Below are 26,640 nucleotides of genomic sequence, written 5' to 3'. Positions count from 1 at the left end.
ACATTATTGAGCTCCCAATGCCAGTGCCGCTTGTCGGCTTAAGGCGTAAAGCGGATTCGGCGCGAAACTGATAAATAAAATCAATAGACCGAGTAAGCTGACGGCGGTGACGGCAGGTTTGATATTTTGTCGGATGAACGGTTGCCAAACCCTGTCGCAGTCACAAACGTGCGGGTGTGGTTTGCAAAATGCTTCGAACCAGATTTTCATCATCGAATACAATGTCAATACACTGACCAGCAGGGCGATTGCCGTCCAGAGCCACTGGTCTTGGTTAATGGTTTCTTTTAACAGCACGACTTTTGCCCAGAAACCGGAAAACGGAGGAATTCCGACCAATGATAATGCCGGAATTGCAAATAAAACGGCAAGCCACGGTTTGATATTGTATAAGCCGCCGATTTTGCGCAAATCATAGCTGCCGGCATAGAGATAAATAATTCCGGCAAGCAAAATCAGGCAGCCTTTGACTAAGCTGTGGTGCACGGTGTAATAAATGGCGGCGCTGTTGCCGTCAACCGTGCCGAGGGCAACGGCTAACAAAATATAGCCGATTTGGGATACGCTGTGAAAAACCAAAATACGGCGCATATCCCAATGGTAAGCCGCGCCAAGCACACCCACGACCATGGTGCAGACGGCGATCCAAGCAAGTGCGGTTTGCAAGATGTCGATACTTGGCAGGAACACTTGTGCTAGCGTGCGCAGCAAGGTATAGACCGCGACTTTGGTCAACAACGCGGAAAACAGTGCCATCAGCGGAATCGGCAGTGTGTGGTAAGACGCCGGCATCCAAGTGAACACCGGAAATGCCGCCACTTTAATCAATATGGCAGCGATAAACAGTGTGATAATCAAGAGCTTGCTATGTTCCGCCAAATCTTGCAGCGCCAGCTGCACCGCACTGAAATTCAGATGACCGGTAGCGCCGTAGAGCAGGGCGATGGAGGTCAGTAGTAACAGCGTACCGAACAGGTTGAGCACCATGTATTTAAAGGCGGCGTCCAATTGTGAGATTTTTCTGCCAATCGCCAATAAACCGATGGCACAGATTAAAATCACCTCAAACCAAACATACAGGTTAAAGAAGTCTTGCGTGATAAAGCTGCCGTTTACGCCGCTAATCAGACCGAAGAGCAGCGGCAAGGTCAACGAGTTGAGCGGGCGGGTGCTCAAGCCGGATAACATATATAACAGGCAGATTAATGTCATGACCACTGAAATACTCAGCATGATATAACTCAGCGGATCAATTTGAAAACCGATTCCGAACGGTAGCGCCCAGTTACCAAAATGGGAACTGAGATTGTGTTGCTGGAGCGGGGCGTAGAGCATGATGTGGTTGACTAACATGAATAGGCTGATCGCCAAGCTGAACCAATATTGGTAATCCTGGCGATAGCGCAATAACACAGCGACGGCGGCGGCAAACAGCGGTATTAAAACCGGGGAAATCACCCAAACATTCATCCACATTAACATAAATCCTTACGATAGCCTTTCAGCTCATCCTGATCATTGTAAATCGCCGGTTTTTCAGCGTCGTTATTCAACGGTTCCGCCTCACGCCAGGCATTGACATCATCGGTGTTCAAGCGGCGAATCAGTTTAATCATCAGTACCACGGAAAAACAGGTCAGGGCAAAACCAATGACGATAGCTGTCAGAATGAGCGCCTGCGGCAGCGGATTCGCCGAATTTGCAATCAATTGTTCGCCGGGCGGAACAACGGCAGGCACGGTAGAAGACACCCGCCCCGACAGTAAAATAATAAAATTGACCGCATTGCCGAGCAACATCAAGCCGATTACGATACGCAAGGCATGACGCGATAGCAGCAAATAAATCGCTGCGACCAAGGTAATCCATAAGGTAACTAAAATAACTAATGTCATAAGATTCGATTCGCCTTATTCCGTGGTTTCTAACAACATAATGGCGTAACCGCTCACCACGCCCCAAATGCAGAGGTAAACGCCTAAATCAAACAGCAGTACGGTAGAAATTTTATAATCAAACCAGAAGAGCGGTATGCTTGCCCAAAAATGGTATAAAAAGGCATTGGCGCTAAACAGTGCAGGCAGACCTGCGGCGGCGGCAATTAATAAGCCGCTTGCCGCTAGATTCAACGGCGAGGAGAGTGGTAATTTTTGCATCGCTTGTTTGGTGGAAAAGGCGATTGCCCATAATACCGACGCCGACGCTGCCAGTAATCCGGCGATAAAACCACCGCCCGGTTCATTATGCCCGCGCAGCAGAATCACCCATGAGGTCAGCAGTACGATCCAGTAAAGCGGACGCGCCGTTTTGCGCAGTAGTAGCACATCACTTTTCATCTTTGACCTCTTTTTCGGCTGCTTTACTGCGTTTTAATAAGCCGGTTTGGCGTTTTAATTCCCGCAATAACGGTCGCGCCGCCAACAGCGAGAACAACATGACCGCGACTTCACCGAACGTATCTAGCGCACGGAAATCGACCAAAATCACATTAATGATATTGCGCCCGTATGCCTGAGGCACACTGTTTTCAATATAAAAGTCAGACACGGCGCTGTTGAAATCCAAATCTAATACGACTAACAGCGTGATCACAATAATGGTGGCGACCAACATGGCGAGCAACAGCGTGAACAACAGGCGTTTCGGATGTTTGCGACGATCTTGCGGGCGGTTAAAATCCGCCGAATTGTTGCGAATTAAGATGATGAGAATCGACGCTAAAATAATCACCAAAATGGTTTCCACCACAAACTGGGTGAATGCCACATCCGGTGCCGACACAAACACAAACAGCAAGGCGGAACCGAAACCGACCAAACCGGAGTTGAGTAACAACATAAACGGCTTGCCCGAAAGCATGACAAAAATCGCGCCGAGACTAATCATGATAGCGGCGGTGATTAATCCCGCACTTGGCAGCGGTTCGAATAAGGCGGAGAAATTGAGATCGATCCTCACGCCTTGCCGAAGACTCCACAGCAGGCTCAAACTGAGGCTGAGTAAGGTAAAACCGAGCAACCATTGGATATAACCGGAAAGTAATCCATGTTGGAACCGCCCGGTTACCTTCGAGGTCAATGCCGGGATTTGATCAACGATCCGATGGTAGGTTGCCGCGCCGCCCCAGTGCGGAAACAAATTCAGGAAACGGTCAAAGGCAAAATGCAAGGTATCCCAAAAGTGGAAAACCAATAAACCGAATACAACCGTTGCCAGAATCGTTAGCCCGGTGGTTTGTAACGCTTCCAAATTAAAATAGAGATCGACATCGCCGATCGGCTGTGAAGTGATGGTTTGTGCCGCAATTTTGATAAACGGAATCGCCAATTGCGGAGTCAAGCCGATAAATAACCCGGTAACCGCAACTAAAGCGGGAGCGAGCAGCATTTTGATTTTTACCTCATGTACGGACGGGGTAATGTTATTGCCGGGATGTAGCCAAAAAACACGAATTGCCGCTACTGCCGCAACGGCAACCGCAATGATACTAAAAATAAGGTTACCATAAGCGCTAAACGGCAGGGTATCATCGGCTTCTTTGGCGATTGCCAGGGCTTCCTTGGCGATAAATCCGAACGAGGTCGGCATACCCGCCATGGAAAGTGCGGCTAAAATCGCAACCGTTGCCGTCCACGGCATATAGCGTTTTAAACCGCCGAGATGATCGATAATCCGCGTGCCGGTGGCGTGGTCGATATTGCCGGCGACAAAAAACAGCGGCGCTTTGTATAAGGCGTGCGCCAACACAAAAGTTATCACCGCAATTGAGGCCGAGCTGCTGTCCAAGCCGATCAACACCACCATTGTACCAAGCGAGGCAACGGTGGACCACGCCAGAATTTTCTTCAAATCCCGTTCTCTTAATGCCAACATCATGCCCCAAGCGGCGGTAATCGAACCGACGGTTTGTAGAATTTGCTGCCACAGCGCCCAATCCGTCAGGGCATAATCCAAACGCGCCAACAGGAAAATCCCCAGCTTGACCATGGTTGCCGAGTGCAGATAAGCGGAAACCGGCGTCGGTGCCGCCATGGCGTTCGGCAGCCAAAATTGGAACGGAAATTGTGCGCTTTTAGTAAATGCGCCTAGTAGAATCAGGATTAAAATCCACTTAAAGTGCGGTTCGGCAATGTAATCGGGCAGAATTCGGATCAACTCGGAAATTTGCGCCGTGCCGGTTAAATGCCAGAGCCATAAAAAACCGGCTAACAGGCATAAACCGCCGCTGCCGGTGATCAGCAAAGCTTGTTTGGCGGCGTTGCGGTTTTCTTCCGCTTGATAGTTAAACAGCACTAACAAAAATGAAGTGATACTGGTCAATTCCCAAAACAGGAAAAACAGCAGTAGATGATCGGCAATCACGCAGCCGATCATGGCAAGCATAAAAATGCTTAATAAAACATATAGACGGCGCAACTGCGGATGATCGGCGAAATAGCCCGCGGCATACAGATAAACCGCACAGCCGATACCGGTGATCAAGGATAACATCAGCAGGGAAAGCCCGTCGACATACAGCAAAATATTCAGATCAATCAGGCTGAACCAAGAATATTGGTATTGGTAGAACGGCTGATTATCGAACCATAAAAAAATAACGGCAATTAACCCGAAAAGCGGTAGTAAACTCCACAGGATTTTTTCGATTTTTGTCGGTGTCTTGCCCGCTAATGTCGGATCAATCTGCGCCATATCTGAATGATAGCCTTATAATTAAATGATATTAAAAAGGATTGTGATGAATAAAAGTAGCGTTTTTAAGGTGCTTAGTCAACCGTCAAGCCGGCTTGTCGTTTAAAAAGCGGACTTCAAGCGTGTGATTTTTATTTTTCCATGCCGTAAGTTAAGCCGTAATTTTTCCACATTGGGGCTCTCATTCGGGTAATCCGAGCGGAAATGCGCACCACGGCTTTCTCGACGGGCAAGCATTGCCTGCAATAGCATTTCGGCACAACGCAATGACCAATATAATTCGATACCGTATCGGCTGGCGCTATAGTGGCGGAGATGATATTCGATTAACCCCAACGCGTGTTGCAGCCCTTGTTGATTGCGGTAAACATTGGCATTTAACGATAATGTCTCCCGCACTTGGGTTAAAATTTCGCTGGCGCTGGCGCTGGCGCTGAGCGGTGCGGTGCTTGGTTGTTCCGGGATGGTTTGTATCAGTATCTGCGTGACATCGGCAGGAGCGAGGGTTGAAAGTGCGGTTTGGCAATAGTGTTTGGCACGCTGCACGGCACGGGTTGCGAAAACCAAGCTGCCGCCGACCGAGTTGCCGCCCAAGCGGTTTGCGCCCTCAATACAGGCGGAGATTTCGCCAATGGCAAACAGTCCGTTGACCGCACTTTCACTGTTGCCGTCAATTTCGATTCCGCCGTTGCAGCTGTGCGCAAAGGGTTCGATGACCGCACGATCTTGCAGCAGATCGACACCGATTTTTTGTTTCAGCCAATCCAAATAGACGCGATAAAATTCGCTTTGATCTTGATATAATGCCGATGAAAAGGCTAAACGAGCCCCGTTGCTGCCGCGCTGAATTGCCTGCATAACGGTCAAATCAAAACGTTTTGCCGCAAAATCGACGCTAAACGGCGCATAATCGCTGCGTTCGTCCATCATTGCCCGAAACGCCTGCTCCGACATATCGTTAAACAGCGGTTGATCATTGCTGTCATACACTGCCGTACAATATTTTAGGGTGTGTTCGCCAAACAGCACTTTGCGCTTAGGGGCTAGAAATGCCGGAATGAATTGAATAAATTCCATATTGATTGCGCTTGCGCCGGCATCTAACGCAATTGCGTGTGCCGAGCCGACAATATCATTGGGGTAAAGATTGTTTTTATACAATGAGGCGATACCGCCGGTTGCCAAAATCACGGCATGGCAACGGCAAAAAACGAGTTCTACGCCATCAGCCGTTTCCAGTTGGAATACCGCACCGGCGACTCGATTGTTCGGGGCGATAATTTTGACTAACGTGGCTTGTTCGTAATAGCGGTTCAGCTCATTATGATCTAAAATTTCACGCGCCTTTTTTGTCGCGCTTGTCCACTCGGAAATTAAATAGATCGGGCGTGGGTATTTGGCAAAACAGGCAGGGCGGTTATCTTGCCGCAACCACGGCTGAAAGCCGATCTCTTGCAATAATCCAATGCCTTGTTTGGATTCATTCAGATAATTTTCGACGACATCAGGATTGTTCATCCCTTTGCCGACACGGGTGATGTCCTCCCGAAACTGCACTTTGTCATCTTCATCGCCGGTGACTTGAATACCGAGGGTGGCTTTTAACGGAAAAAAACTCGCCCCGCCGGCAATCTTGTTTTTGGTGATTAAGACCGAACGTAAATTTTGCCCGGAGGCTTGTTTCACCGCACTGAGTCCGGCTATGCCTGAACCGACGACCAAGATGTCCGTTTCAATCACCGTTTGAATCTGAAATGTGTTTTTCATAAGATTTACCGCAATAAATGGAGAAAGTATGCTAAAAATTAACCGCACTTTCTCTGCCGTTAGGAGATATAGGCAGAAAAAGTGCGGTTTGACGGATAACCGTGACCGTCGGTTTACAATAATGACGGCGCAGCGCCGAGCAGACGGCGGGTGTAATCTTCTTTCGGGTTTTCGAAGATTTGTTCTGCCGAGCCGCTTTCCACGATTTTACCGGCAAACATCACTACGATCCGATCCGACACTTGGCGCACGGTTTGGATATCGTGCGAGATAAACACCATCGCCAAATTCAGCTCTTTTTTCAAATCCGCCAGCAAGTTTAACACCTGCGCGCGCACCGATACATCCAATGCGGAAGTCGGTTCGTCGGCAACGATCAACGACGGATTGAGTGCCAAGGCACGGGCAATGGCGACACGTTGTTTCTGTCCGCCGGATAAACGGGTCGGTTCAACCGCGGCGGCGGAACGCGGCAAGCCGACGCGCGACAGCAATTCATACACCCGTTTTTCCCGTTCATGCGGTTGCAGGATGTTATGAATATCCAACGGATCACGCAGAATATCGAACACTTTCATGCGCGGGTTAAGTGCGGTTGCCGGATCTTGGAAGATCACCGACACTTGGCGCCCGAACTGTTTACGAGCTTGTGCGCTGCCGTATTGCATTTTCAAGCCGTTGAATTTCACTTCGCCGCCGGTGGGTTGCTGCAAGCCGATCATCACGTTGGCGAGGGTGGATTTGCCACAACCGGATTCGCCTACGATACCGACGGTTTCCCCGGCATCCACATGGAAATTGACCCCGCCGACCGCCGTGACTTTGTTACGGCTGAACAGCGAACCGTCACGGGAAGGGAATTGCACCACGATATCTTTTAAATCAATGATATGTTGCGGTTTGATGACTTTGATACTACTACTCATACATTTTCCCCTTGTGCAGCTTTACGGCTGTCTGCTGAATTTGATGCGGCTAAATGGGAAGCCCAGAAGTGGTTTGGCACATCGCCTGCCGGAACGAGCGGCAATTTTTGATCCGGATTGGCGTCAGGCCGTAACGAACGCCCTGCGAAGCGGTCGCCGACCGCAAAGTCGTAAGGCGACGGCACGCTGCCCGGAATTTGATATAAGCGTTCGGCACGTTCTTCGGTGGATAATACTGACCCCAACAAACCGCGGGTATATTCATGCATTGGATTTGCCAATAACGGCGAAGTCGGCGCGCTTTCCACCACTTGACCGGCGTACATCACGGTGATGTGGTGCGCCATTTGGGCGACTAAGGCTAAGTCGTGGCTGACGAACACCATCGCAAAACCGAGTTTTTGGCGCAATTCGTTCAACAGTTTGATCACTTCCGCTTGTACCGTTACATCAAGTGCGGTTGTCGGTTCGTCGGCGATGACCAGTTTCGGCTCCCGCGCCAATGCCATCGCAATCAGCACCCGTTGGCGTTGCCCGCCTGACAGCTCATGCGGATAGCGATTCAAGGTTTTCGACGGATCGAGTTTCACCCACTCCAACAAGGTTTCCGCGGTGTGTTTGCTGCCACGGCTGATGATCTGCGCCATTTGCGCCTTAATTCGCATTGACGGGTTCAAGGCACTCAAAGCGTCTTGGTAAATCATCGCAATTTCGGTACCGCGCAGTTGGTTCATTTCGCTTGAGTTTAATAAATCATGTTCTTTACCGCTGCGGTCACAGAAGGTGATGTTGCCGGTGATTTTCGCTGTTTTCGGCAATAGCCCCATGATAGAAAACGCTGTAATCGATTTACCGCAGCCGGATTCGCCCACCAAGCCCATGGTTTCGCCTTCGTTGACGGTGAAACTGATGTTGTCCACTAACGGCGTTTCGCCGTAACGGTTCGGGAAGCGGATCGACAGGTTTTTCACTTGTAAAATCGGTTTGGCATTCGGGTCAAGCTGCATGCGGTCAGTGCGGGTGATCTCTTTGTTATGCAAGTTGAACAGATAGCGTTTCAACGCCAAGCCTTCCGCCATCGCTTCTTGCACATCCGACCCTAATAGCGTTGCCGGTTTTTCATTGCCGTCTTTAGGTTGGGTGGATTTTTTCAGTTTTGGATTCACCAACGCATCGGTTAAGCCTTCCGCCAAGATATTTAACGCTAATACGGTTAATAAGATCGTGAGACCGGCAAAAGTGGTCGCCCACCAACCGCCGTTTAACACCAGGTTACGACCGTAAGCGATAACGTTGCCCCAAGACGGCGCAGGCGCTTGCACCCCCGCACCCAAGAAGGAGAGCGAGGCTTCGAACACAATCGCATCCGCAACCATCACGGTGGCAAATACCAATACCGGCGCGGCAGTGTTGCGCACCACGTGTTTGATTAAGATATAAGGGCGGCTTGCGCCTAACACGCGTTCGGCGCGGATATAGTCCTCTTCCCATTGCGATACCACGTTGGCACGCACCACACGCGCCAGTTGTGGAGTGTAAACCACCGCAATCGCGAGGATAATCATCGGTAACGAGTTGCCGAAAGTCACCAACAATACCGCAGCCAAGGCAATCGCCGGGAAGGACATCATGATATCCATCAAACGCATAATGGTTTCGTTGCCCCATCTGCTTGCCGTTGCCGCGGTTGAGCCGAGAATGGCGCCGAACAGAATTGCCAAACCGACCGAACCTAAGCCGATAATCAACGAGGTTTGCGAACCGTATACCATACGTGAGAACACGTCACGGCCTAAACGATCGGTACCGAACCAGTTGTTTGCGCTTGGCGCTTGTGCCGGAATGCCGGTGGCAAGTGGATCATGGGTGGCAACCCACGGAGCGAAAATCGCCATCAACACAATCAGAAAAATAAAGGAGAGTGAGAGTTTTGCACTAAACGGTAACGCTTGGAAGCGAGCACCGCCGGCGGCTAAACGTTTACTTAAACCTTGACGTAGCATCATAGACTCCGAATTCTTGGATTAATCAATAAATACAATATATCAACGATGATGTTCACCAAAATAAAGGTAAACGCGATAGTCAATACAACCCCTTGTACCAAGTGCAAGTCGTGATTCACGATGCCGTTAAAAATCAGTTTGCCCATACCCGGCAAATCGAAGATTTGTTCGATAACCACCGCACCGCCGAGTAAGTACCCCACACGCAGACCCAGTACGGTCACAGGGGTGATCAGCGCATTACGCAGCACGTTGTAGCGAATTACAGTCGAGTATGGCACGCCGTTACCGATTGCGGTACGGACATAATCTTTATCCATTTCTTCCACCATCGTTGTGCGCACCACCCGAATCAGGGAAGCGCACACCGGCACGGCAAGTGCCAATGACGGTAGCGTCATTGATAAAATGTAATCTTTCGGGCTTTCGCTAAAAGGAACAAAACCGCCTGACGGGAAAATATCATTATCTAACGATAACCATTGGATTAATAAGATCCCCAACCAGAATGACGGAGTTGCAACCGCAGCAACGGAAAGCAAACGAATGACTTGATCCACCCAACGATCGCGGTACAACGCCGCCAACACGCCCAAGCTGAATGAGACGATAGCCGCAAAAAATACTCCGATAAAGGTGAGTTGTAACGTCAACGGAAACGCTTTAGCAATCAGCGAGCTGATTGGTTGCTCAGGCGGCATGGTGACACCGAAATCAAGCGAGAACAGATTGACGATATAGCGTCCGTATTGGACTAGGATGGGATCATTTAAGCCGTGAGTTTCGCGATATAAGGCTTTGGCGGCTTCACTGGCGCTATCACCGAGGGCGATAATCGCAGGGTCTCCGGGGCTGAGTTGCAAAATAACGAACACTAATGCAGTTACCCCAAACATCATAACCGGTAATGCAAGCAAGCGTCGTAACAACAAACGCAACACAATTTCCATGGTTTTCTCCAATCAAGCAGTAAAGTGAAAAAATGCAGGTATCGACTTTTGACGATCTTCGATACCTGCGGGTACAACTAAAGTATGTTATTTACGACCGGTACCGATGAACGATAAGCCGGTTGTTGGCAACGGTTGGAAGTCAGACAGTTTTTTGCTGTCCCAAGCGGTTGGTAATTTACGGTGGAATAACGGATATAGCGGCACTTCTTTAGCGATAATGTTAATCGCTTCGGACCAGGCTTTTTTCGCATCATCATTGGTTTTCGCTTTAACCGCTTCGTCCAACAACTCTTGAACTTTTGCGTATTCAGGCGTATTACTCCAACGATAACGGTTTTTCGCCCAGACATCACCGCGATACCACCAGCTCATCAGCAAGTCGACGTCGTTACCGAACACTGACGGATCGCCCGGGGCGATAACCACACCGAAATCGCCTGACGGAATGGCTTGACCGTATAGTGCACCGGATTGCAGATGTTCAAGGGTCACTTTCACGCCCGGAATTTTGTTCCAAGATTCTAAAATTAATGGCGCACAGTCTTTGACCCAAGAGTGGTCGGTCGCCAACAGTTTGAATGATAATTCAGGCACACCGGCTTCTTTCAATAGCGCTTCCGCTTTTTTCACATCATAGTCATATTGGGTGCTGGCTTTGACGTAATCAGGGTGAGTGGTTTGTAAGAATGACGTCGCCGGTTCGGCGTTGCCCATCAATGCGGTGTTGATCATTGCTTGGGTGTCTAAACCGTAGTGTAACGCTTGACGCACTTTCGGATTGTCAAACGGCGCTTTTTCACAGTTGAACATCAGGAACAGCAAGCCGAAAGATTGTACCGACTCAACGGTTTGACGGCGTTGTAAACGCGGAATATCCAAATATGGCACGCTTTCCATTGCTTGAGTACGGCCGGATTCTTGTGCGGTGACGCGCGCGGAATCGTCAGACAATAAGAACCATGTCATGTCTTTTACTTGAGCAGGGTAGATACCGTTGTAAGCATCGTGTGCGGCAAAGACGATACGGTCATCTTTCACGGCAGAAACAAATTTGAACGGACCGGAACCGACAGGCTCAGCGTCGAATTTGGCTTGACCGACAGCCTCGATAACGTGTTTCGGTACGATTTTGACGATAGTCAAACGGTCGGTGAATAACGCAAACGGATATTTCAGTTTAAATTCGACGGTTTTTGCGTCAAGTGCGGTCACTTTGTCGATATAAGGAATAAATTGGGCAAATAAGGATTTGTTATCCGGGTTCAAAACACGCTCAAATGAGTAAACCACGTCTTCGGTAGTCACCGGTTTGCCGTCATGGAACGTTGCACCGTCACGCAAGGTGATTTGCCAAGTGGTATCATCTTTTTGTACCGGTTCTGTGCCAGCCAATGCCAAATATGGTTTGCGAGTGGCTGGATGTAAATCAACCAAACCTTCGAAAATGTGCAGGTTAGCAGCGTAGGAAGAAGCACCACTCGAGGTTAATGGATCAAATCCGGTGGATAACGGATAAGCAATCCCTGCTTCGATACTGCCTGAAGTAGCGACTTTTGCAAAAGCCGGGTTAGTAAATGTTCCTAATGTACCAGAGAACGCTAAACCGGCACCGACACCGCCCATTAATTTCATAAAATGGCGACGTGATTCGTTATGTGAAGTAGTCATATGCAACGCTCCTTTATGTGTGTTTGACTTCAAGTTCTGATGAAACTTAAAGTTTTATCGAATTTTCTAGCTGTTTATCACAAAAACAAACAGTGAATTCATCTTCCGCCTTGATACGCCCTTACCACGTTAATGACTCGGCGGCAGATGCGGAATCAAGCCACTTCATCATATTCAAAATAAGAAAGTTTCATGATGAAGTGTTTTTATCCATGATTAAAATATCATGAAGTGTAGCTATCATAATTCTCCGTTTTGAGAGGGTCAATAAGAATTCGGCTAAATACGGAAGCTTTTGCAGAAAGTGAGAAGTAAGTCACAACTGGTGAAAAATAAGGAGTGATTTTTGTTGATTCAGCAACTATTTTTCAACAAAAAACACTATGCAGCGCATGGATTCATGGCGAATGATTGATGGGGTAGATGTAAGGACGGCAAATTGATAAATCGGCAAATCGTCTCTACAACTTCTCCACAGCAAAAATCTCGCGCTTCATCGGATCAATCTCGGCGCGAATGCCAAACGCAGCAGCTAAATTTTCAGCGGTCAGCACCGTTTGGGTTGCACCGCTAGCAATCACGTTGTTATTGCCGAGCAGAATCACTTCATCGCAAAAACGGTAGGCAAGTGAAAGGTGGTGAATGGCGATCACGCAAGTGCGGTTCGGTGTGAGCGTTTGCAATTGCTGCATGATGTCGATTTGATAATAGGGATCGAGCTCTGCAATCGGTTCGTCGGCAAGCAATAATGGTGAGTCTTTAATACAGCAGCGAACCAGTTGCACCCAAGCTTTTTGGGTGCAGATCAATCTCGGGGCTTGAGCCGCTCACCATTGATGAAAACAGCCTGTTTGTGAATGTGGGCGAACGCAATAACGTGACGGGTTCGGCAAAATTCAAACGTTTGATTAAAGAAGATAAATTTGGTGAAGCGATTGAAATTGCCATTGATCAAGTGGAAAACGGCGCACAAATTATCGATGTGAATATGGACGAAGCCTTGCTCGATTCACAAGCCTGTATGGCACGCTTTTTGAATATTATGGCGACCGAACCCGATGCGGCAAAAGTGCCGGTGATGATCGACTCTTCCAAATGGGAAGTGATAGAAGCTGGGTTGCAATCCATTCAAGGCAAGGGCATTGTCAATTCCATTTCCTTAAAAGAGGGCGAAGAAAAATTTATCGCCCAAGCCCAATTGGTGCGCCGTTATGGAGCTGCGGTGGTGGTGATGGCGTTTGACGAAGTGGGGCAAGCGGATACGGAACAACGCAAGGTAGAGATTTGTACCCGTGCTTACCGGATTTTAGTGGATCAACTGGATTTTCCGCCGGAAGATATTATTTTCGATCCCAATATTTTCGCTATCGGCACAGGCATTGAAGAACATAACAATTACGGTGTGGACTTTATCAACGCCACCGCACGGATTAAACAAACCTTACCGTTCGCCAAAATTTCAGGCGGCGTATCTAATGTCTCGTTTTCTTTGCGTGGTAACAATTTTATGCGTGAAGCCATCCATGCCGTGTTCCTCTATTATGCCATTAAAGCCAGTATGGATATGGGCATCGTCAATGCAGGGCAGTTGGCGATCTATGATGATTTGGATTCCGAACTGCGTGAGGTGGTGGAAGATGCGGTGCTCAATCGCCGTGCCGATTCCACCGATCGCCTGTTAGAAATCGGGGAAAAATACCGTAACCAAGGCGGCGAGCAAGAGGATGCCAACGTTGCCGAATGGCGGACATGGGACGTGACCGAGCGGTTAAAACATGCGCTCGTCAAAGGTATCACCAATTTTATTATTGAAGATACCGAAAGAAGCACGCCAGCAATTCAGTTCGCCGTTGGAAGTGATTGAAGGGCCGTTGATAGCAGGAATGGACGTGGTGGGCGATTTGTTCGGCGACGGTAAAATGTTTCTGCCGCAAGTGGTGAAATCGGCACGGGTAATGAAGCAATCTGTCGCCTATCTTGAGCCGTTTATCAACTCCACCAAGCAAAAAGGATCTTCCAGCGGCAAGGTGGTGATTGCCACCGTGAAAGGCGATGTACACGACATCGGCAAAAATATTGTAAGCGTGGTGCTGCAATGTAATAACTTTGAAGTGATTGACTTGGGTGTGATGGTGCCGGCGGATAAAACCATCGAAACCGCACTGCAAGAAAAAGCCGACATTATCGGCTTAAGCGGTTTGATCACCCCGTCACTGGACGAAATGGAATATTTTTTAGGCGAACTCACTCGCTTGAAATTGGATATCCCGGTGATTATCGGTGGGGCAACCACCTCGAAAGAGCATACGGCGATCAAACTCTATCCTAAATACGCCCATGAAGTGATCTACACCACCAATGCTTCCCGTACGGTGACGGTATGTGCCGCTTTGATGAACCCGGAAAGCAAGGCTGAATTGTGGCAACGCACGAAAAAAGAGTATGAAAAAATTCAATACACCTTTGCTAATCGCAAACCTGCTCGTAAACAGTTGAGCATTGAAGAAGCCAGAGCCAACGGGTTTAATGCCTTTAGTGGCGAATGGGCGGATTACAAGGTGCCACTACCCAAACAAACCGGCATTGTAGAATATAAAAACGTACCGATTGCCACACTGCGCCAATTTATCGACTGGTCTCCGTTTTTCCGCTTATGGGGCTTAATGGGCGGTTATCCCGATGCCTTTGATTACCCTGAAGGCGGTGAAGAAGCCCGCCGTGTGTGGAATGACGCGCAAGTGATGCTCGATGAATTCGAGCAAAACGGCAAATTAAATCCAAGCGGTATTATGGGGATATTCCCTGCCTATCGCACAGGTGATGATATTGAAGTTTATCAAAATTTCGACCGCACTTTAGTGGTAGGCAAAGCCTATCACCTACGCCAACAAGGGGAGCGGGGCAAAAACAGCAAAAGCCCGTATAACCTGTGTTTAAGCGACTATATCGCTGATCGAGCAAGCGGTCAGCAAGACTATTTAGGTATGTTCGCCGTCTGTGCCGGGGTGGAAGAACATGCTTTAGTGGACGGCTTTAAAGCCGCAGGCGATGATTACAATGCGATTTTGCTACAAGCCATCGGCGACCGCCTCGCCGAAGCCATGGCGGAATATCTGCATTTTGAACTCCGCACCAAAGTGTGGGGTTATTCCGATGAAACCTTTGATAATCAAGGCTTAATCGCCGAAAACTACCTCGGCACCCGCCCCGCCCCCGGCTACCCAAGCTGCCCGGAACACACCGAAAAACAACTGATTTGGGATTTACTCGAAGTAGAACAACGTATCGGCATGAAACTCACCGAAAGCTACGCCATGTGGCCCGCCGCAAGTGTCTGCGGCTGGTACTTCACCCACCCCGCCAGCGAATACTTCACCTTAGGACGAATTGATGAAGATCAGGCGAAGGATTATGCAGAGCGTAAGGGGTGGAGTGAACGGGAAATGGTGAAGTGGTTGGGTGTGGCGATGAAATAACAACTGAAATATAAATTATATAGTAAGGACGGATTGAATCCGCCCTTATAACCAAATTAATCGAATTTATTACGCTCTCTCGGAAAGCTATATAGATGATAATTAAACGCTGAAGAATTTTACTGAAACAATTGATAAATTCATCAATTATCTTATGGTAGTCAAATATTATTTATAATATTGATCTGTTTATAACAACAACATTTTTTGTATTTTTTTCCACTACCACAAGGACAAGGAGCGTTACGCCCAATCTTTCTTTTTCGTTTTTGTTGGTTAATAGGAACAATTACTTCGCTAGAGGAAAAAAGTTCTCTACAAATTATATCCATATCGTAGGATGGCTTCCAGGTGTAAATTTTATTGATTCCAAATCTTACTTCTGCATTATCAATATCTATTGCGATTCCAAACCAACGCTCTGATTTATGTTTATACTTTCTGCGTTCACAATGATTGCTTAATTTATTCAGTGCTTGAGAGTACGGTTCATCTGTACAATGGATAGTCAATCCACTAGTATCATTTTCATCAAAAGTTAGTGTTAAATCATGGAGTTTTCTATCTTGTAAACTTCTTTCTTGTACTTTTCTTATATTTTTATTCAAAATCGAAATTGTTTCTTCTCCTAAAGTTAATAATTCTAATCCTAATTCAATAACATTTTTATTTTCAAGTTTCTCAATGTTTTTTATTAGCTTATCAAAGAATGTATCTTGATATTTTGTCAAAATTCCATCTGGAAGTAATTTATTTGATAAATTAGCTCTTCGTGATTGCATAACTAAATCAAGATCAGCGTTTAAATCATCAGCTAAATGTATTGCTGTATAATCATTATCTAAATATAAATTACTTTTTAAGTGATATGCCAATATCGTTAATTCATGATTTGCAATTAATTTATCTTTATAAATAATTCTACGGTTTATATAACTTAAAAAATATAATGGTGACTGCAATAGTTCCGTTATCACATCTAATGTAAAAATATCAATAACAAATGCTGGTTTAATTACATTATGTTCTGTTTGTTTTAAAAAATGTCTTGCCTGTGTATGTAAGGCAGGATAATGTTCAGAAATAACTGAGAAAGGATATATTTCAGAAAAATCTCTATTGAGTAATATTTCTTCACCAGAGGTTGAGATTAGTCTGTTTTTATTATTTAATAGCAGTTTTCCACATGAAACCGATTGTTCATATGACGATTGAATTGCTTTTTCAAAATCATTTTTTATTACATCGTCATTTCCTTGTCTAGCTGGTATGGTTAGTTTCTTAGATTTTGCTTGTAAAATAATAGCTCTATCCGCAAAAACAACTAATACATCTATTTCACCAAGTTTATTATTATTTGTATCCTTAATATCAATATTTTTGAATACATTTTTATCACCAAAAACTAGTTTCAAACGTTTAAACGAGATGTTTTCTGTAAATTTCCCCCTGTGTTCCATTGCTGTGTTTTTATAACTACTATCTTGATTAAACCAAAAGAAAGGTGTTTCATATACAGCCTCAACTAAGCTATAATATTGAAATAGTAAATAACGATTATCCTTTAAAACCAAAAAAGGATAAGCATTAGTAGGATTAAAATCACCAAATTTTTTTAGTGAAGATATATTTTGATGCTTTTGTAATGAAAATGAATCCAAAAAGTTTTTTATAGTTATTTCATCTAAATTAGTCCTGGATATGATGTCTTCCACTGAAAATATATATCCCTCAAGGATACTCCATTCTTTAGGATCTTGATTTTTAAAGTTAATTAATGTCTCATATATTTTTGCTGTCTGAATTTCTTCTAATGCGACAATAATCTTGAATAATTGCTCGGTTGAGTATCCTTTGTTTTTTATAAACCATTCATTATCATAACTATATTTCAGTTTTGAAAAATTTCTATACTGAAATGAATAGGCTGATTCACCACCATAAAAAATTGGTTCTCTTAACATTTTTCCTGATGTTAGAATATTACTTAATTCTTCAATGGAGCTTATATTAATAGTGTTTTTTATTATTGATGAGTGTAATTCATCTAATAATATTTCAGTCTGGTTGATATGGCTTTGAAATTGATGATTTTGAGGTAATGTTAAGTTTATTTTATGTTTACACATTAAACCTATTAATAGTGATATTTCATTTCTAAGCAATCTATCTGAAGTATTGTATTGCCTTAATATATCTTCAGTGGTAATTATATCTGAATCAAAGAATAGACTATTATCTCGATAACAAAAAAATGCAATTACATGTGCATACCCTGGTTGGGAACATAACTCTTCTAGTTCTTTAAGAACAATACTTTCATCTCTAGTATTTTCGTTTGGAAACATAATATTATCCTTTATACTATTACTGATAATAGAACTTACTTTATCAAAACTTTTGATGGAATAGAATCTTTAGTGAAAGTGTTAAAAGCCTTCTAACTTTTAAGAGATAGAATGTATGTAAGCAATACAACTATTGAATATGTTAAATTTCTACCCCTCCCTACACTCCAACCACGCCACTTTTGCCCCGTTGATGTTTTTATAGTAAGTGGAGCGGTGTTCACGAGCGATTAGCTCGATAGAATATCCTTGAACGGGGTGGTATGAGCGGTAAATGACTTCAAAACGTGAGCCGCGGGTATTGAGTGGGACGTTGGCAATATGATCAAAAGGTTCTGCTTTTCCGCCGTCTAACTGAAAATAGATGCCGAAATTGTGTTTTAAACGGCTTTCTCGCCAAAGTGGAAAATAGGTCGATAAAAAGGATGTGCCGCTGGTTTCAAAGTTATTGCATGAATAAAAATAACGCTTGTAGTCGGCGATATTAGAAAGTTCGGCTTGGCTGATGGTATTTTTCAGATAACCGGTCTGCACTTTTTTTGCCGGCTGAGAGGTATAGGCAAACAAGGTTGTAATGGTTAAAGTGAAGAAAATCAGTTTGCGTTTTTTCATTATACAGCCCTAAAGTGCGGTCAAATTCACCGTACTTTTTTAAATTTAACTCGCCACCCGTTCGATCAACATATCCAGCCCAACCTGATCATAGGCTTCAATATCTTGATCGTTGCTTTCATTAATAATCAAATCATTGAGCGCAAGGCAGCCGTGGGCTTGCAGTTTGTTTTTGGTGAAATTGGAGCGGGCGGCGGAGCTTTTGTTGTTTAGGCTAATCACGCCGATGGTGGCACCATCATCGCAACGGTGTTTATTGATAAACACCAAGTTATAACCCGATTCGCGGATATAGCCGGTTTTGCTGATGGCGGCGTCGAACATCTCTTCGCGTACTAATTTGTTGGTGTTTTGCATAAACACATTATTGCGGCTGGTGCGGATATAGGTGTTGCGCGTGTTGGACAGCGTTTTCAGTTCAGGTTTGTTTAACGCATATTTCGCCAGTTTCACCAAGTCCATCACGCTCGAGACATTTTGGCTGGACAAGCCGGAACTGTCGCTAAAACGGGTGGCATTCATCTTTAATTTTTTTGCCTTTTCATTCATCTTTTGAATGAATTTGGCGCGGCTCATGCCGGCGGAGCGCGCGAGGGCATGGGCGGCGTAGTTGTCGGAATAGACCAACATTGCCTTTAATAATTCTGAACAGGCGATAGGCGTGTTTTTCGGCAACTTGGTGCTTGTGCCTTTAATATAGTCATGATCTTCTTGTGTAATGCTGGCACGGCATTTGGCATTGCGGTTATTTTCTAAAAAGACAATGGCGGTCATTAATTTGGTGACCGAAGCAATCGGACGAACGCGATTCGCTGAACTGCTTTCCAACACTTTGTTATGGGTAAAATCATACACCACATAAGACTGTGCCGACAGAAATGGCGATGCGGATAAAAATAACGCAAGCAGAAATAATGTGTGCCGGTTGCGCTTAATTTTATCTAAAAAAGATCTGATATTAGGCATAAAAATAACCTACCGAGCGATAGATGAAAATTCAACGTGATCAAAAATAGACTTAATTGCGTAATTTAAGCATATTTTTTATGATTTTGTTAGCTGATATTGCAATATTTTGTTGGTGTTATGTTTTCTGATAACCGTTATCGGCAAATCAGAAAGAAAAGAAGAGAAATTGCAGGCATAAAAAAAGCTACCGAAAGTAGCTATCTTTTGAAGTTTAACTTATTTTTAAATGGTGCCCGAGGCCAGACTTGAACTGGCACGACTCGAAAGTCGAGGGATTTTAAATCCCTTGTGTCTACCGATTTCACCACTCGGGCACTGATTGGATGGAGGCGTGTCCCGGAATCGAACCGAGCTACATGGATTTGCAATCCAGTGCATAACCTCTTTGCTAACACGCCGTTTATGCTTGGCATAATTTGGAGCGGGAAACGAGACTCGAACTCGCGACCCCAACCTTGGCAAGGTTGTGCTCTACCAACTGAGCTATTCCCGCGCACATCACAACAGACAGGCTGTTGTTAATCAGTGTGTGCGCATTTTACTGACTTCTATTTGGCTGTCAATGGCTGATTGCATTTTTTTGTTTAATTGCCGAAAAAATGAGTGGTTTTATCGAAATTTAGCCAAAAGTGCGGTTTTCATTTGTGCGTGTAGATTAGGTGTTTTATTTATGTCAGAATAATGCACTATTTACAATTAGACTGTGTTAAGGCGAGATTATGACAACTTATTCTATTGAAACCGAACTGGCGCAACTGGGCAATCGCACCGATGAAAAAACCGGCGCAGTGGCGACCCCGATTTACCTTTCCACCGCTTATGGTCATCGCGGCATTAACGAATCGACCGGCTATGATTACACCCGTACCAAAAACCCGACCCGCACCGTGTTGGAAGAAGGAATCGCGCGTTTAGAGGGCGGGGATCGCGGCTTTGCCTGTGCCTCAGGTATGGCGGCGATTCAATTATTAATGTCGCTGTTTAAAGCCCCTGACGAATGGATTATCTCCAGCGATGTCTATGGCGGCACTTACCGTCTGCTGGATTTCTGTTATAAAAATAATAACAGCGTGAAACCGGTGTATGTCGACACCGCCGATTTAGCCGCGATTGAAACGGCGATCACACCGAATACCAAAGCGATCTTTGTCGAAACCCCGTCCAATCCGTTAATGGAAGAGTGCGATGTGGCGGCAATCAGCAAGATTGCCAAAAAACACAATTTGTTATTAATCGTGGATAACACCTTTTTAACCCCGGTATTATTCCGTCCGATTGAACACGGTGCGGATTTGGTGATCCACAGCGCGACTAAATATTTATCCGGTCATAACGATGTGTTGGCGGGCTTAATCGTCTCCAAAGGGCAGGAACTGGGCGAGCGTTTGTTCTATCTGCAAAACGGCGCAGGTGCGGTTTTATCGCCGTTTGATTCGTTCTTAGCGGTGCGTGGTTTGAAAACCTTGGCATTGCGCATGGAACGCCATCAACAAAACGCACGGGAAATCGCCAAATTCTTAGCCGAGCAAGATCAAATTTTAGATGTGCTATATTCCGGCAAGAGCGGGATGTTGTCGTTCCGTCTGAAAGAGGAAAGCTGGGTCAATCCGTTCTTAAAAGCGATTAAATTGATTACCTTTGCCGAAAGTCTGGGCGGTACGGAAAGTTTTATCACCTATCCGGCAACCCAAACCCACATGGACATTCCGGAAGCGGAACGGATCGCGCGCGGTGTGTGCAACCGCTTATTGCGTTTCTCGGTCGGCTTGGAGAACGTGGCTGATATTAAAGCGGATTTGGCGCAAGCCTTGGCGCAGTTAAAGTAGCTGCTGAAGTAAATTTACGTTAACGCGTTTTTTAGTAAAGGGATACCCAAAGTGCGGTATCCTTTTTTTATCTATTGAATTTTGGTGCTAAAATGCTTGCCAATTTTTTAGCAAACATAAAAATACAATGAATTTAACTGAATTTGACCGCCAACATTTATGGCACCCGTATTCTTCCACCCTCGATCCGCTGCCGGTGTATCCGGTGGCAAAAGCCGACGGCGTGGAAATCATGCTGCAAGACGGGCGCAAACTGATTGACGGCATGTCGTCGTGGTGGGCGGCGTTGCACGGTTATAATCACCCGCGTTTAAACCAAGCGGCAATCGATCAGCTGCAACAAATGAGCCATATCATGTTCGGTGGGCTGACCCATGAACCGGCGGTGTGTTTAGGGCAACTTTTACTCGAATTATTGCCGTCCGAATTGCAAAAAATCTTCTATGCCGATTCCGGCTCGGTGGCGGTGGAAGTGGCGATGAAAATGGCGCTGCAATATCAGCACGCCTTGGGGCAAACGCAGCGCACCCAATTTGCCGCTATGCGCGGCGGCTATCACGGCGATACGTGGCATGCGATGTCGGTGTGCGACCCGATTACCGGCATGCACGGTTTGTTCAGCCAACGGTTGCCGATCCAATTTTTCCTGCCGCAGCCGCAAACGCGTTTTGATCAAGCATGGGATCAAGCGGATATTGCACCGTTAGCCGACTTGTTGGCACAACACGGCGAACAGATTGCCGCGTTGATTTTAGAACCGATTGTGCAAGGCGCAGGCGGAATGTATTTCTATTCGCCGCAGTATTTGCGTGAGGCGAAAAAACTGTGCGATCACTATGGCGTGTTGCTGATTTTTGATGAAATCGCCACCGGTTTCGGGCGCAGCGGCAAGTTGTTTGCCTTAGAGCACGCCGAGGTTGTGCCGGATATTCTCTGTTTAGGCAAAGCCTTGACCGGCGGTTATTTGACGCTGTCGGCAACGATCACCACCAATCGGGTTGCCGATACCATTAGCGCCGGCGTCGCGCACTGTTTTATGCACGGTCCGACTTTTATGGCAAACCCGTTGGCGTGCGCAGTTGCCGCCGAGTCGATCCGCTTATTGTTGGAAAGCGATTGGCAACAGAATGTCGCCCGTATCGAAACGCAGTTAAAACGGGAATTGGCAGCCGCGGCAGCGTGGGATTGCGTGGCGGAGGTGCGGGTGTTGGGCGCAATCGGTGTGATTGAAATGCAAAGTGCGGTCAATATGCGCAGCTTACAGCCACGTTTGGTCGAGCAGGGCGTGTGGGTGCGTCCGTTTGGTAAATTGGTCTATCTCATGCCGCCGTTTATTATCACTCCCGCACAATTGTCGCAGCTGATAAACGGCGTGCTGAAGGCGCTGCAACAAGAGTATGGCTTATGCTGAATTTTTATGCCGAGCAGTTGGCGCAGCTGCAACAACAGGGACAATACCGCACTTTGCCTGACATTCGCCACGGGGGAAAATGGATCTGGCGCGATGAACGCAAAATGCTGAATTTTTCCTCTAATGATTATTTGGGCTTGGCTGCCGATCACACATTAAAACAGCAATTTTTAGCGCAAACCGATTGGCAACAGGCGAGTTTCACCTCGTCTTCCTCGCGTTTGCTGACCGGCAATTTCCCGATTTATGCCGAATTGGAAAGCTTGATGGCGAGTCGGTTTCAGCGTGAAGCCTGTCTGTTGTTTAACAGCGGTTATCATGCCAATATCGGCATTTTGCCGGCGTTAGCGGATAAACATACTCTGATTTTAGCCGACAAACTCGTCCACGCCAGTTTGATTGACGGCATTCGCCTTGCCAGCGCCGATTATCAGCGTTACCGCCATAATGATTACGCCCATTTGCAACAATTATTGGCAAAAAACAGCGAAAAATACCAACGGATTATTATCGTCACCGAAAGTGTGTTCAGCATGGACGGCGATACGGCGGACTTATTGCAACTGGTGGCGTTGAAACAGCAGTATCGCAATGTGATGTTATACGTTGATGAAGCGCACGCACTTGGCGTGTTCGGGCAAAACGGTTTGGGTTTGGCGGAAAAGTGCGGTTGTATCGGGCAGATTGATTTTTTGGTCGGCACGTTTGGCAAGGCGCTGGCAGCGATGGGCGCATACCTGTTGTGCGAGCAAGTAGTTAAGGATTATTTGATTAATAAAATGCGTCCGTTGATCTTCTCGACCGCACTTTCGCCATTGGTGGTGCAATGGACGCATTTTCTAATGCAACGCTTGCCAACTATGCAAGCGCAACGGCAACATTTGCAGCAATTGAGTGCGCAATTGCGGCAGAGCGTGCAGCAATTGACACAACAAGCCATACTCAGTCATAGCCAAATCGTACCTTATATTTTAGGCGATAATGCGACAACGGTTGCCACGGCCGAACGCTTGCAAAAGTGCGGTTTTTACTGTTTGCCGATCCGTCCGCCGACCGTGCCGAACGGCACATCGCGCATTCGTTTTTCCTTAACCGCCGATATGACCGCCGATGAGGTGACGCAATTGGTTGATGTCTTGCAAGGAGGTGCATAATGCAAACGGAATGGCAGATCAGCGCAGAAAATAACCCGAATTTGATTGTCTATTTTGCCGGTTGGGGCACATCGCCTGAACTGGTGAAACATTGGCAGATTCCGTCTGACACCGATCTATTGTTGTGTTGGGATTACCGTGATTTAACATTCAATCTTGATCTCAGCCGCTACCGCACTTTGCATTTGGTGGCGTGGTCCATGGGGGTGTGGGCGGCGGAGCAGACCGTGGCAGAATTGCCGTTTGCCAGCAGCGTGGCAATTAACGGCACGCCCTGTTTAATTGACGATCAACACGGCATTCCGCACGCGATTTTTCAAGGCACATTAGACGGTTTTAATGAGCTTACCCGCGCTAAATTTGAACGGCGAATGTGTGGCAAACGTGAATTGTTACAGCAGTACCAAGCGATTCCAGCACGTCCGACCGAGGAAATCGCACAGGAGTTGGCAGCGGTGTACCGCACTTTTCCCCATGCCAAACCGGCTTCGATCCGCTGGCAAAAAGCGATTGTCGGCACGCAGGATCAGATCTTCCCGACAGCCAATCAACTCAAGTATTGGCAGCAAACCGCGTGTGAAATCCGCCAACTTGCCGTACCGCACTTTGCGTTACCGATATTTAGCGATTGGGCTGATTTATGCTAGCGGTGTTGGATAAAAAACGGATTGGCAACTGTTTTGCCAAAGCCTTAACCAGTTACGATCAACAAGCGTTGGCACAGCAACAGATCAACCGCCGTTTGGCGGATTTATTGCGCCGAAGCGGACAACGCCAATTCCAATCTGCGCTGGAAATCGGCTGCGGTAGCGGCGATTTAACCCGATTATTGGCGCAAGCTTACCAAGTGCGGTCATGGTGTTTAAATGATCTCAATTCAACCGCACTGGCACAGGCAAAACAGCGATTGGCGACGGCGGAGGTGCAAGTGTTGGCAACCGACGCGGAACGGCTCGACCACACTTTTGCTCTTACTCAGCAATTTGATCTGCTGGTTTCGGCTTCGACCGTGCAGTGGTTTCAGCAACCGCAACGGATTATTCGGCTCGCACAACAAGCGCTTAAGCCAAACGGTTGCTTGTTATTCAGCACCTTTTTACCACAAAATTTATCTGAGATTAAACACCTGACGGCAGTCGGTTTGCACTATCCAACGGCGGAACAATGGCAAGCGTGGCTTGAACCGCACTTTGAATTGATTGCACAACAACAAGATACAATCCCACTGTGGTTTGAACAGCCGAGTGCGGTGTTGCGCCACTTGCAAGCCACCGGCGTCACCGCCACCAACCGCACGTTTTGGACGAAAGGGCGGTTGCAGACGTTTTGCCACGCCTATCAACAGCAATTTAGCCGCGCCGACGGCAAGGTGAGTTTGACTTATGCACCGTTGCTGATTTTAGCCAAAAGAAGATAATATAATGAAAAACAAGCAAATATTTTTTGTTTCCGGCATTGATACTGATGTCGGCAAAACCATCGCCACTGGTTTTTATGCCAACCGCCTTACGGCACAAGGGCAAACGGTGATCACACAAAAACTGGTGCAAACCGGCTGTTCCGGCATTGCCGATGATATTCAAACCCACCGCAAACTGCAAAATTTGCCGCTGCAACAATGTGATCTTGACGGCACGACTTGCCGCTATGTATTTGCTTACCCCTGCTCACCGCACTTGGCGGCACGTTTGGCGCAAACCGAGATCGACTTGGCACAAATCACTGCCGATAGCCAAACCTTAGCGCAAGATTATGAGGTGGTGTTAATCGAAGGCGCCGGCGGCTTGGCAGTGCCGTTAAATCAGGAATTGACCGCGCTGGATTACTTGCAACAACAGGGCTACCCGCTGATCTTGGTCACTTCGGGCAAACTCGGCAGTATCAATCACACGTTGTTAAGCCTCGAAGTCTGCCAACAGCGCGGCATTGCCTTGCACGCCTTGATTTATAACCACTATCCGCAGATCGATCCGATTATCGAAAACGAAACCAAAGCCTACTTGCAACAGTATCTGACAACACATTTTCCGCTGGCGGAATTTGTTGAGTTGCGGAATATTTTGTAGTCAGTAACAGCGCCTATTGCTTTTGCTGTATAAAAACCATACACTAGTTAATTGTATTATTTTGGATATACATTGACAGTTGAAAGGAGATAGGTAATGAGATTAGAAGTGAAACAGTGGGGCAACAGCAAAGCGGTGCGATTGCCGAAAGACTTTATTGCGAGCTTACAGCTTGTCAATGGCGATTTTTTTGAAATAGAAAATATTCAACAAGACCGAGTTGTGCTACAAATTAAACGTACTGGCGCAGAGGCGAAACAAGCGCGCTTAACCTTGCAGCAACGCCTAGCAATGACAACAGGCGAGTTACCGAGTTTAAACGATTGGGATAGCATGCAAGCAGTTGGAGATGAAATCGAATTATGATGAAAATTGATCGTGGTGATATTATTAAAATTGATTTTGATCCCAGTATAGGTGGTGAAATTAAAGGCTCTCGTCCGGCATTGGTGCTGAGTTCAAAAGCATTTCATCAGACCGGTTTTATGATGCTTTGTCCTATTTCGCAGGGTGAAGCCGCTACCGCAAGAGAAAATGGCTTTTCGGTGTCCTTAATGGGTAGCGGTTGCCGAACTCATGGCGTGGTTATTGCTTATCAAGTACGTGTGGTGGATTTTAGAGTGAGAAAGATGAGAAAATTTGAAACCGCGCCAACGTTTATTGTTGATGAAGTGCAAGATATTATTGAGGCAATTTTAAGGGATTAGCTTTATTGACAATGTGAATTGATAAAATTGTGTAAGGGCGCATTAAATGCGCCCTAGAT

The 26,640-nt window shown here is 46.4% G+C and carries 20 protein-coding genes, 3 tRNA genes and 2 pseudogenes; 9 read left to right on the top strand and 16 right to left on the bottom strand.

Annotation, left to right across the window (positions count from 1 at the left end):
* Nucleotides 1–3 precede the first annotated feature (3 nt).
* The 10 genes and pseudogenes from ACWA5Z_RS12665 to ACWA5Z_RS12620 all read right to left on the bottom strand — a co-directional run.
* On the bottom strand, nt 4–1,476 hold the full coding sequence (locus tag ACWA5Z_RS12665) for a complex I subunit 5 family protein (RefSeq protein WP_431052914.1): 1,473 nt from the start codon (nt 1,474–1,476) through the stop codon (nt 4–6).
* A complete protein-coding gene (locus ACWA5Z_RS12660) occupies nt 1,476–1,895 on the bottom strand; it encodes an NADH-quinone oxidoreductase subunit K (RefSeq protein WP_431052912.1) in 420 nt (139 codons plus the stop codon). Before ACWA5Z_RS12660 ends, ACWA5Z_RS12665 begins: the two co-directional genes overlap by 1 nt.
* Nucleotides 1,896–1,910: 15 nt before the next feature.
* Nucleotides 1,911–2,336, bottom strand: a complete 426-nt coding sequence (locus ACWA5Z_RS12655; RefSeq protein ID WP_431052910.1) for an MnhB domain-containing protein — start codon at nt 2,334–2,336, stop codon at nt 1,911–1,913.
* Nucleotides 2,326–4,692 (bottom strand): hydrogen gas-evolving membrane-bound hydrogenase subunit E, encoded by a 2,367-nt coding sequence (gene mbhE / locus ACWA5Z_RS12650; protein WP_431052908.1) that lies wholly within the window; start codon nt 4,690–4,692, stop codon nt 2,326–2,328. The genes ACWA5Z_RS12655 and mbhE overlap by 11 nt, the downstream gene beginning before the upstream one ends.
* Nucleotides 4,693–4,794: 102 nt before the next feature.
* Nucleotides 4,795–6,459 carry an FAD-binding protein gene (locus ACWA5Z_RS12645; RefSeq protein ID WP_449343187.1) on the bottom strand — a complete coding sequence of 555 codons (1,665 nt, stop codon included), beginning with the start codon at nt 6,457–6,459 and terminating at the stop codon, nt 4,795–4,797.
* Nucleotides 6,460–6,572: 113 nt separating this feature from the next.
* Entirely contained in the window at nt 6,573–7,385 is an 813-nt protein-coding gene (locus tag ACWA5Z_RS12640; RefSeq protein ID WP_431052904.1) for an ATP-binding cassette domain-containing protein, read from the bottom strand.
* On the bottom strand, nt 7,382–9,388 hold the full coding sequence (locus ACWA5Z_RS12635; protein ID WP_431054359.1) for a dipeptide/oligopeptide/nickel ABC transporter permease/ATP-binding protein: 2,007 nt from the start codon (nt 9,386–9,388) through the stop codon (nt 7,382–7,384). Before ACWA5Z_RS12635 ends, ACWA5Z_RS12640 begins: the two co-directional genes overlap by 4 nt.
* Nucleotides 9,388–10,341, bottom strand: coding sequence for an ABC transporter permease (locus ACWA5Z_RS12630; protein ID WP_431052902.1), 954 nt, complete (start codon nt 10,339–10,341; stop codon nt 9,388–9,390). Before ACWA5Z_RS12630 ends, ACWA5Z_RS12635 begins: the two co-directional genes overlap by 1 nt.
* A gap of 87 nt (nt 10,342–10,428) precedes the next feature.
* Nucleotides 10,429–11,976 (bottom strand): ABC transporter substrate-binding protein, encoded by a 1,548-nt coding sequence (locus ACWA5Z_RS12625; RefSeq protein ID WP_431054358.1) that lies wholly within the window; start codon nt 11,974–11,976, stop codon nt 10,429–10,431.
* Nucleotides 11,977–12,473: 497 nt separating this feature from the next.
* A pseudogene (locus ACWA5Z_RS12620) lies at nt 12,474–12,809 on the bottom strand (ABC transporter ATP-binding protein); the annotation flags it as partial.
* 11 nt (nt 12,810–12,820) lie between these two features.
* Between ACWA5Z_RS12620 and metH the strand changes: the two are divergent.
* Nucleotides 12,821–15,488 (top strand): annotated as a pseudogene (gene metH, locus ACWA5Z_RS12615) (methionine synthase); the annotation flags it as partial.
* A gap of 161 nt (nt 15,489–15,649) precedes the next feature.
* On the opposite strand, the gene ACWA5Z_RS12610 reads toward metH, so the two are convergent.
* From ACWA5Z_RS12610 to ACWA5Z_RS12585, 6 genes are all read right to left on the bottom strand, one after another.
* A complete protein-coding gene (locus ACWA5Z_RS12610; RefSeq protein ID WP_431052900.1) occupies nt 15,650–17,836 on the bottom strand; it encodes a YecA family protein in 2,187 nt (728 codons plus the stop codon).
* 150 nt (nt 17,837–17,986) lie between these two features.
* Nucleotides 17,987–18,448, bottom strand: coding sequence for a hypothetical protein (locus tag ACWA5Z_RS12605; RefSeq protein WP_431052898.1), 462 nt, complete (start codon nt 18,446–18,448; stop codon nt 17,987–17,989).
* 45 nt (nt 18,449–18,493) lie between these two features.
* Complete coding sequence (locus ACWA5Z_RS12600; RefSeq protein WP_431052896.1) at nt 18,494–19,414, bottom strand: D-alanyl-D-alanine carboxypeptidase family protein; 921 nt, start codon at nt 19,412–19,414, stop codon at nt 18,494–18,496.
* A 230-nt stretch (nt 19,415–19,644) separates the two neighbouring features.
* Nucleotides 19,645–19,731 (bottom strand) — tRNA-Leu (locus ACWA5Z_RS12595).
* A 10-nt stretch (nt 19,732–19,741) separates the two neighbouring features.
* Nucleotides 19,742–19,815 (bottom strand) — tRNA-Cys (locus ACWA5Z_RS12590).
* Between the two features lie 19 nt (nt 19,816–19,834).
* Nucleotides 19,835–19,910, bottom strand: a tRNA-Gly gene (locus ACWA5Z_RS12585).
* Nucleotides 19,911–20,136: 226 nt separating this feature from the next.
* Here ACWA5Z_RS12585 and ACWA5Z_RS12580 point away from each other — a divergent pair.
* The 8 genes from ACWA5Z_RS12580 to ACWA5Z_RS12545 all read left to right on the top strand — a co-directional run bounded on the left by ACWA5Z_RS12580 (nt 20,137) and on the right by ACWA5Z_RS12545 (nt 26,581).
* Nucleotides 20,137–21,243 carry a methionine biosynthesis PLP-dependent protein gene (locus ACWA5Z_RS12580; protein ID WP_431052895.1) on the top strand — a complete coding sequence of 369 codons (1,107 nt, stop codon included), beginning with the start codon at nt 20,137–20,139 and terminating at the stop codon, nt 21,241–21,243.
* Between the two features lie 127 nt (nt 21,244–21,370).
* Nucleotides 21,371–22,654, top strand: coding sequence for an adenosylmethionine--8-amino-7-oxononanoate transaminase (bioA, locus tag ACWA5Z_RS12575; RefSeq protein WP_431052893.1), 1,284 nt, complete (start codon nt 21,371–21,373; stop codon nt 22,652–22,654).
* Nucleotides 22,648–23,808 carry an 8-amino-7-oxononanoate synthase gene (gene bioF / locus ACWA5Z_RS12570; RefSeq protein WP_431052891.1) on the top strand — a complete coding sequence of 387 codons (1,161 nt, stop codon included), beginning with the start codon at nt 22,648–22,650 and terminating at the stop codon, nt 23,806–23,808. The genes bioA and bioF overlap by 7 nt, the downstream gene beginning before the upstream one ends.
* The gene (locus ACWA5Z_RS12565) at nt 23,808–24,455 is read left to right on the top strand and encodes a DUF452 family protein (RefSeq protein WP_431052889.1); all 648 of its coding nucleotides are present in this window, start codon (nt 23,808–23,810) and stop codon (nt 24,453–24,455) included. Before bioF ends, ACWA5Z_RS12565 begins: the two co-directional genes overlap by 1 nt.
* Nucleotides 24,449–25,225, top strand: coding sequence for a malonyl-ACP O-methyltransferase BioC (bioC, locus tag ACWA5Z_RS12560; RefSeq protein WP_431052887.1), 777 nt, complete (start codon nt 24,449–24,451; stop codon nt 25,223–25,225). Before ACWA5Z_RS12565 ends, bioC begins: the two co-directional genes overlap by 7 nt.
* A 4-nt stretch (nt 25,226–25,229) precedes the next feature.
* The gene (bioD, locus tag ACWA5Z_RS12555; RefSeq protein ID WP_431052885.1) at nt 25,230–25,874 is read left to right on the top strand and encodes a dethiobiotin synthase; all 645 of its coding nucleotides are present in this window, start codon (nt 25,230–25,232) and stop codon (nt 25,872–25,874) included.
* Between the two features lie 96 nt (nt 25,875–25,970).
* Entirely contained in the window at nt 25,971–26,240 is a 270-nt protein-coding gene (locus ACWA5Z_RS12550; protein WP_431052883.1) for an AbrB/MazE/SpoVT family DNA-binding domain-containing protein, read from the top strand.
* Nucleotides 26,237–26,581: a type II toxin-antitoxin system PemK/MazF family toxin gene (locus ACWA5Z_RS12545; protein ID WP_431052881.1), complete on the top strand. Its 345-nt coding sequence runs from the start codon at nt 26,237–26,239 to the stop codon at nt 26,579–26,581. Before ACWA5Z_RS12550 ends, ACWA5Z_RS12545 begins: the two co-directional genes overlap by 4 nt.
* Nucleotides 26,582–26,640 lie beyond the last annotated feature (59 nt).

It is taken from the genome of Testudinibacter sp. P80/BLE/0925, from assembly GCF_053570785.1.
Note: the sequence above shows the minus strand (reverse complement) of the source record. Positions and strands in the feature narration are given on the sequence as shown.

Excerpts from the sequence above, each read along its gene's own strand:
- ACWA5Z_RS12610 (WP_431052900.1), bottom strand. The coding sequence starts at position 17,836 with ATGTTTCCAAACGAAAATACTAGAGATGAAAGTATTGTTCTTAAAGAA.
- bioC (WP_431052887.1), top strand. The coding sequence starts at position 24,449 with ATGCTAGCGGTGTTGGATAAAAAACGGATTGGCAACTGTTTTGCCAAA.
- bioA (WP_431052893.1), top strand. The coding sequence starts at position 21,371 with ATGAATTTAACTGAATTTGACCGCCAACATTTATGGCACCCGTATTCT.
- ACWA5Z_RS12600 (WP_431052896.1), bottom strand. The coding sequence starts at position 19,414 with ATGCCTAATATCAGATCTTTTTTAGATAAAATTAAGCGCAACCGGCAC.
- ACWA5Z_RS12550 (WP_431052883.1), top strand. The coding sequence starts at position 25,971 with ATGAGATTAGAAGTGAAACAGTGGGGCAACAGCAAAGCGGTGCGATTG.
- ACWA5Z_RS12665 (WP_431052914.1), bottom strand. The coding sequence starts at position 1,476 with ATGTGGATGAATGTTTGGGTGATTTCCCCGGTTTTAATACCGCTGTTT.
- ACWA5Z_RS12605 (WP_431052898.1), bottom strand. The coding sequence starts at position 18,448 with ATGAAAAAACGCAAACTGATTTTCTTCACTTTAACCATTACAACCTTG.
- ACWA5Z_RS12545 (WP_431052881.1), top strand. The coding sequence starts at position 26,237 with ATGATGAAAATTGATCGTGGTGATATTATTAAAATTGATTTTGATCCC.
- ACWA5Z_RS12640 (WP_431052904.1), bottom strand. The coding sequence starts at position 7,385 with ATGAGTAGTAGTATCAAAGTCATCAAACCGCAACATATCATTGATTTA.
- ACWA5Z_RS12645 (WP_449343187.1), bottom strand. The coding sequence starts at position 6,459 with ATGAAAAACACATTTCAGATTCAAACGGTGATTGAAACGGACATCTTG.
- ACWA5Z_RS12565 (WP_431052889.1), top strand. The coding sequence starts at position 23,808 with ATGCAAACGGAATGGCAGATCAGCGCAGAAAATAACCCGAATTTGATT.
- bioD (WP_431052885.1), top strand. The coding sequence starts at position 25,230 with ATGAAAAACAAGCAAATATTTTTTGTTTCCGGCATTGATACTGATGTC.
- ACWA5Z_RS12635 (WP_431054359.1), bottom strand. The coding sequence starts at position 9,388 with ATGCTACGTCAAGGTTTAAGTAAACGTTTAGCCGCCGGCGGTGCTCGC.
- bioF (WP_431052891.1), top strand. The coding sequence starts at position 22,648 with ATGCTGAATTTTTATGCCGAGCAGTTGGCGCAGCTGCAACAACAGGGA.
- ACWA5Z_RS12625 (WP_431054358.1), bottom strand. The coding sequence starts at position 11,976 with ATGAAATTAATGGGCGGTGTCGGTGCCGGTTTAGCGTTCTCTGGTACA.
- ACWA5Z_RS12655 (WP_431052910.1), bottom strand. The coding sequence starts at position 2,336 with ATGAAAAGTGATGTGCTACTACTGCGCAAAACGGCGCGTCCGCTTTAC.
- mbhE (WP_431052908.1), bottom strand. The coding sequence starts at position 4,692 with ATGGCGCAGATTGATCCGACATTAGCGGGCAAGACACCGACAAAAATC.
- ACWA5Z_RS12630 (WP_431052902.1), bottom strand. The coding sequence starts at position 10,341 with ATGGAAATTGTGTTGCGTTTGTTGTTACGACGCTTGCTTGCATTACCG.
- ACWA5Z_RS12660 (WP_431052912.1), bottom strand. The coding sequence starts at position 1,895 with ATGACATTAGTTATTTTAGTTACCTTATGGATTACCTTGGTCGCAGCG.
- ACWA5Z_RS12580 (WP_431052895.1), top strand. The coding sequence starts at position 20,137 with ATGACAACTTATTCTATTGAAACCGAACTGGCGCAACTGGGCAATCGC.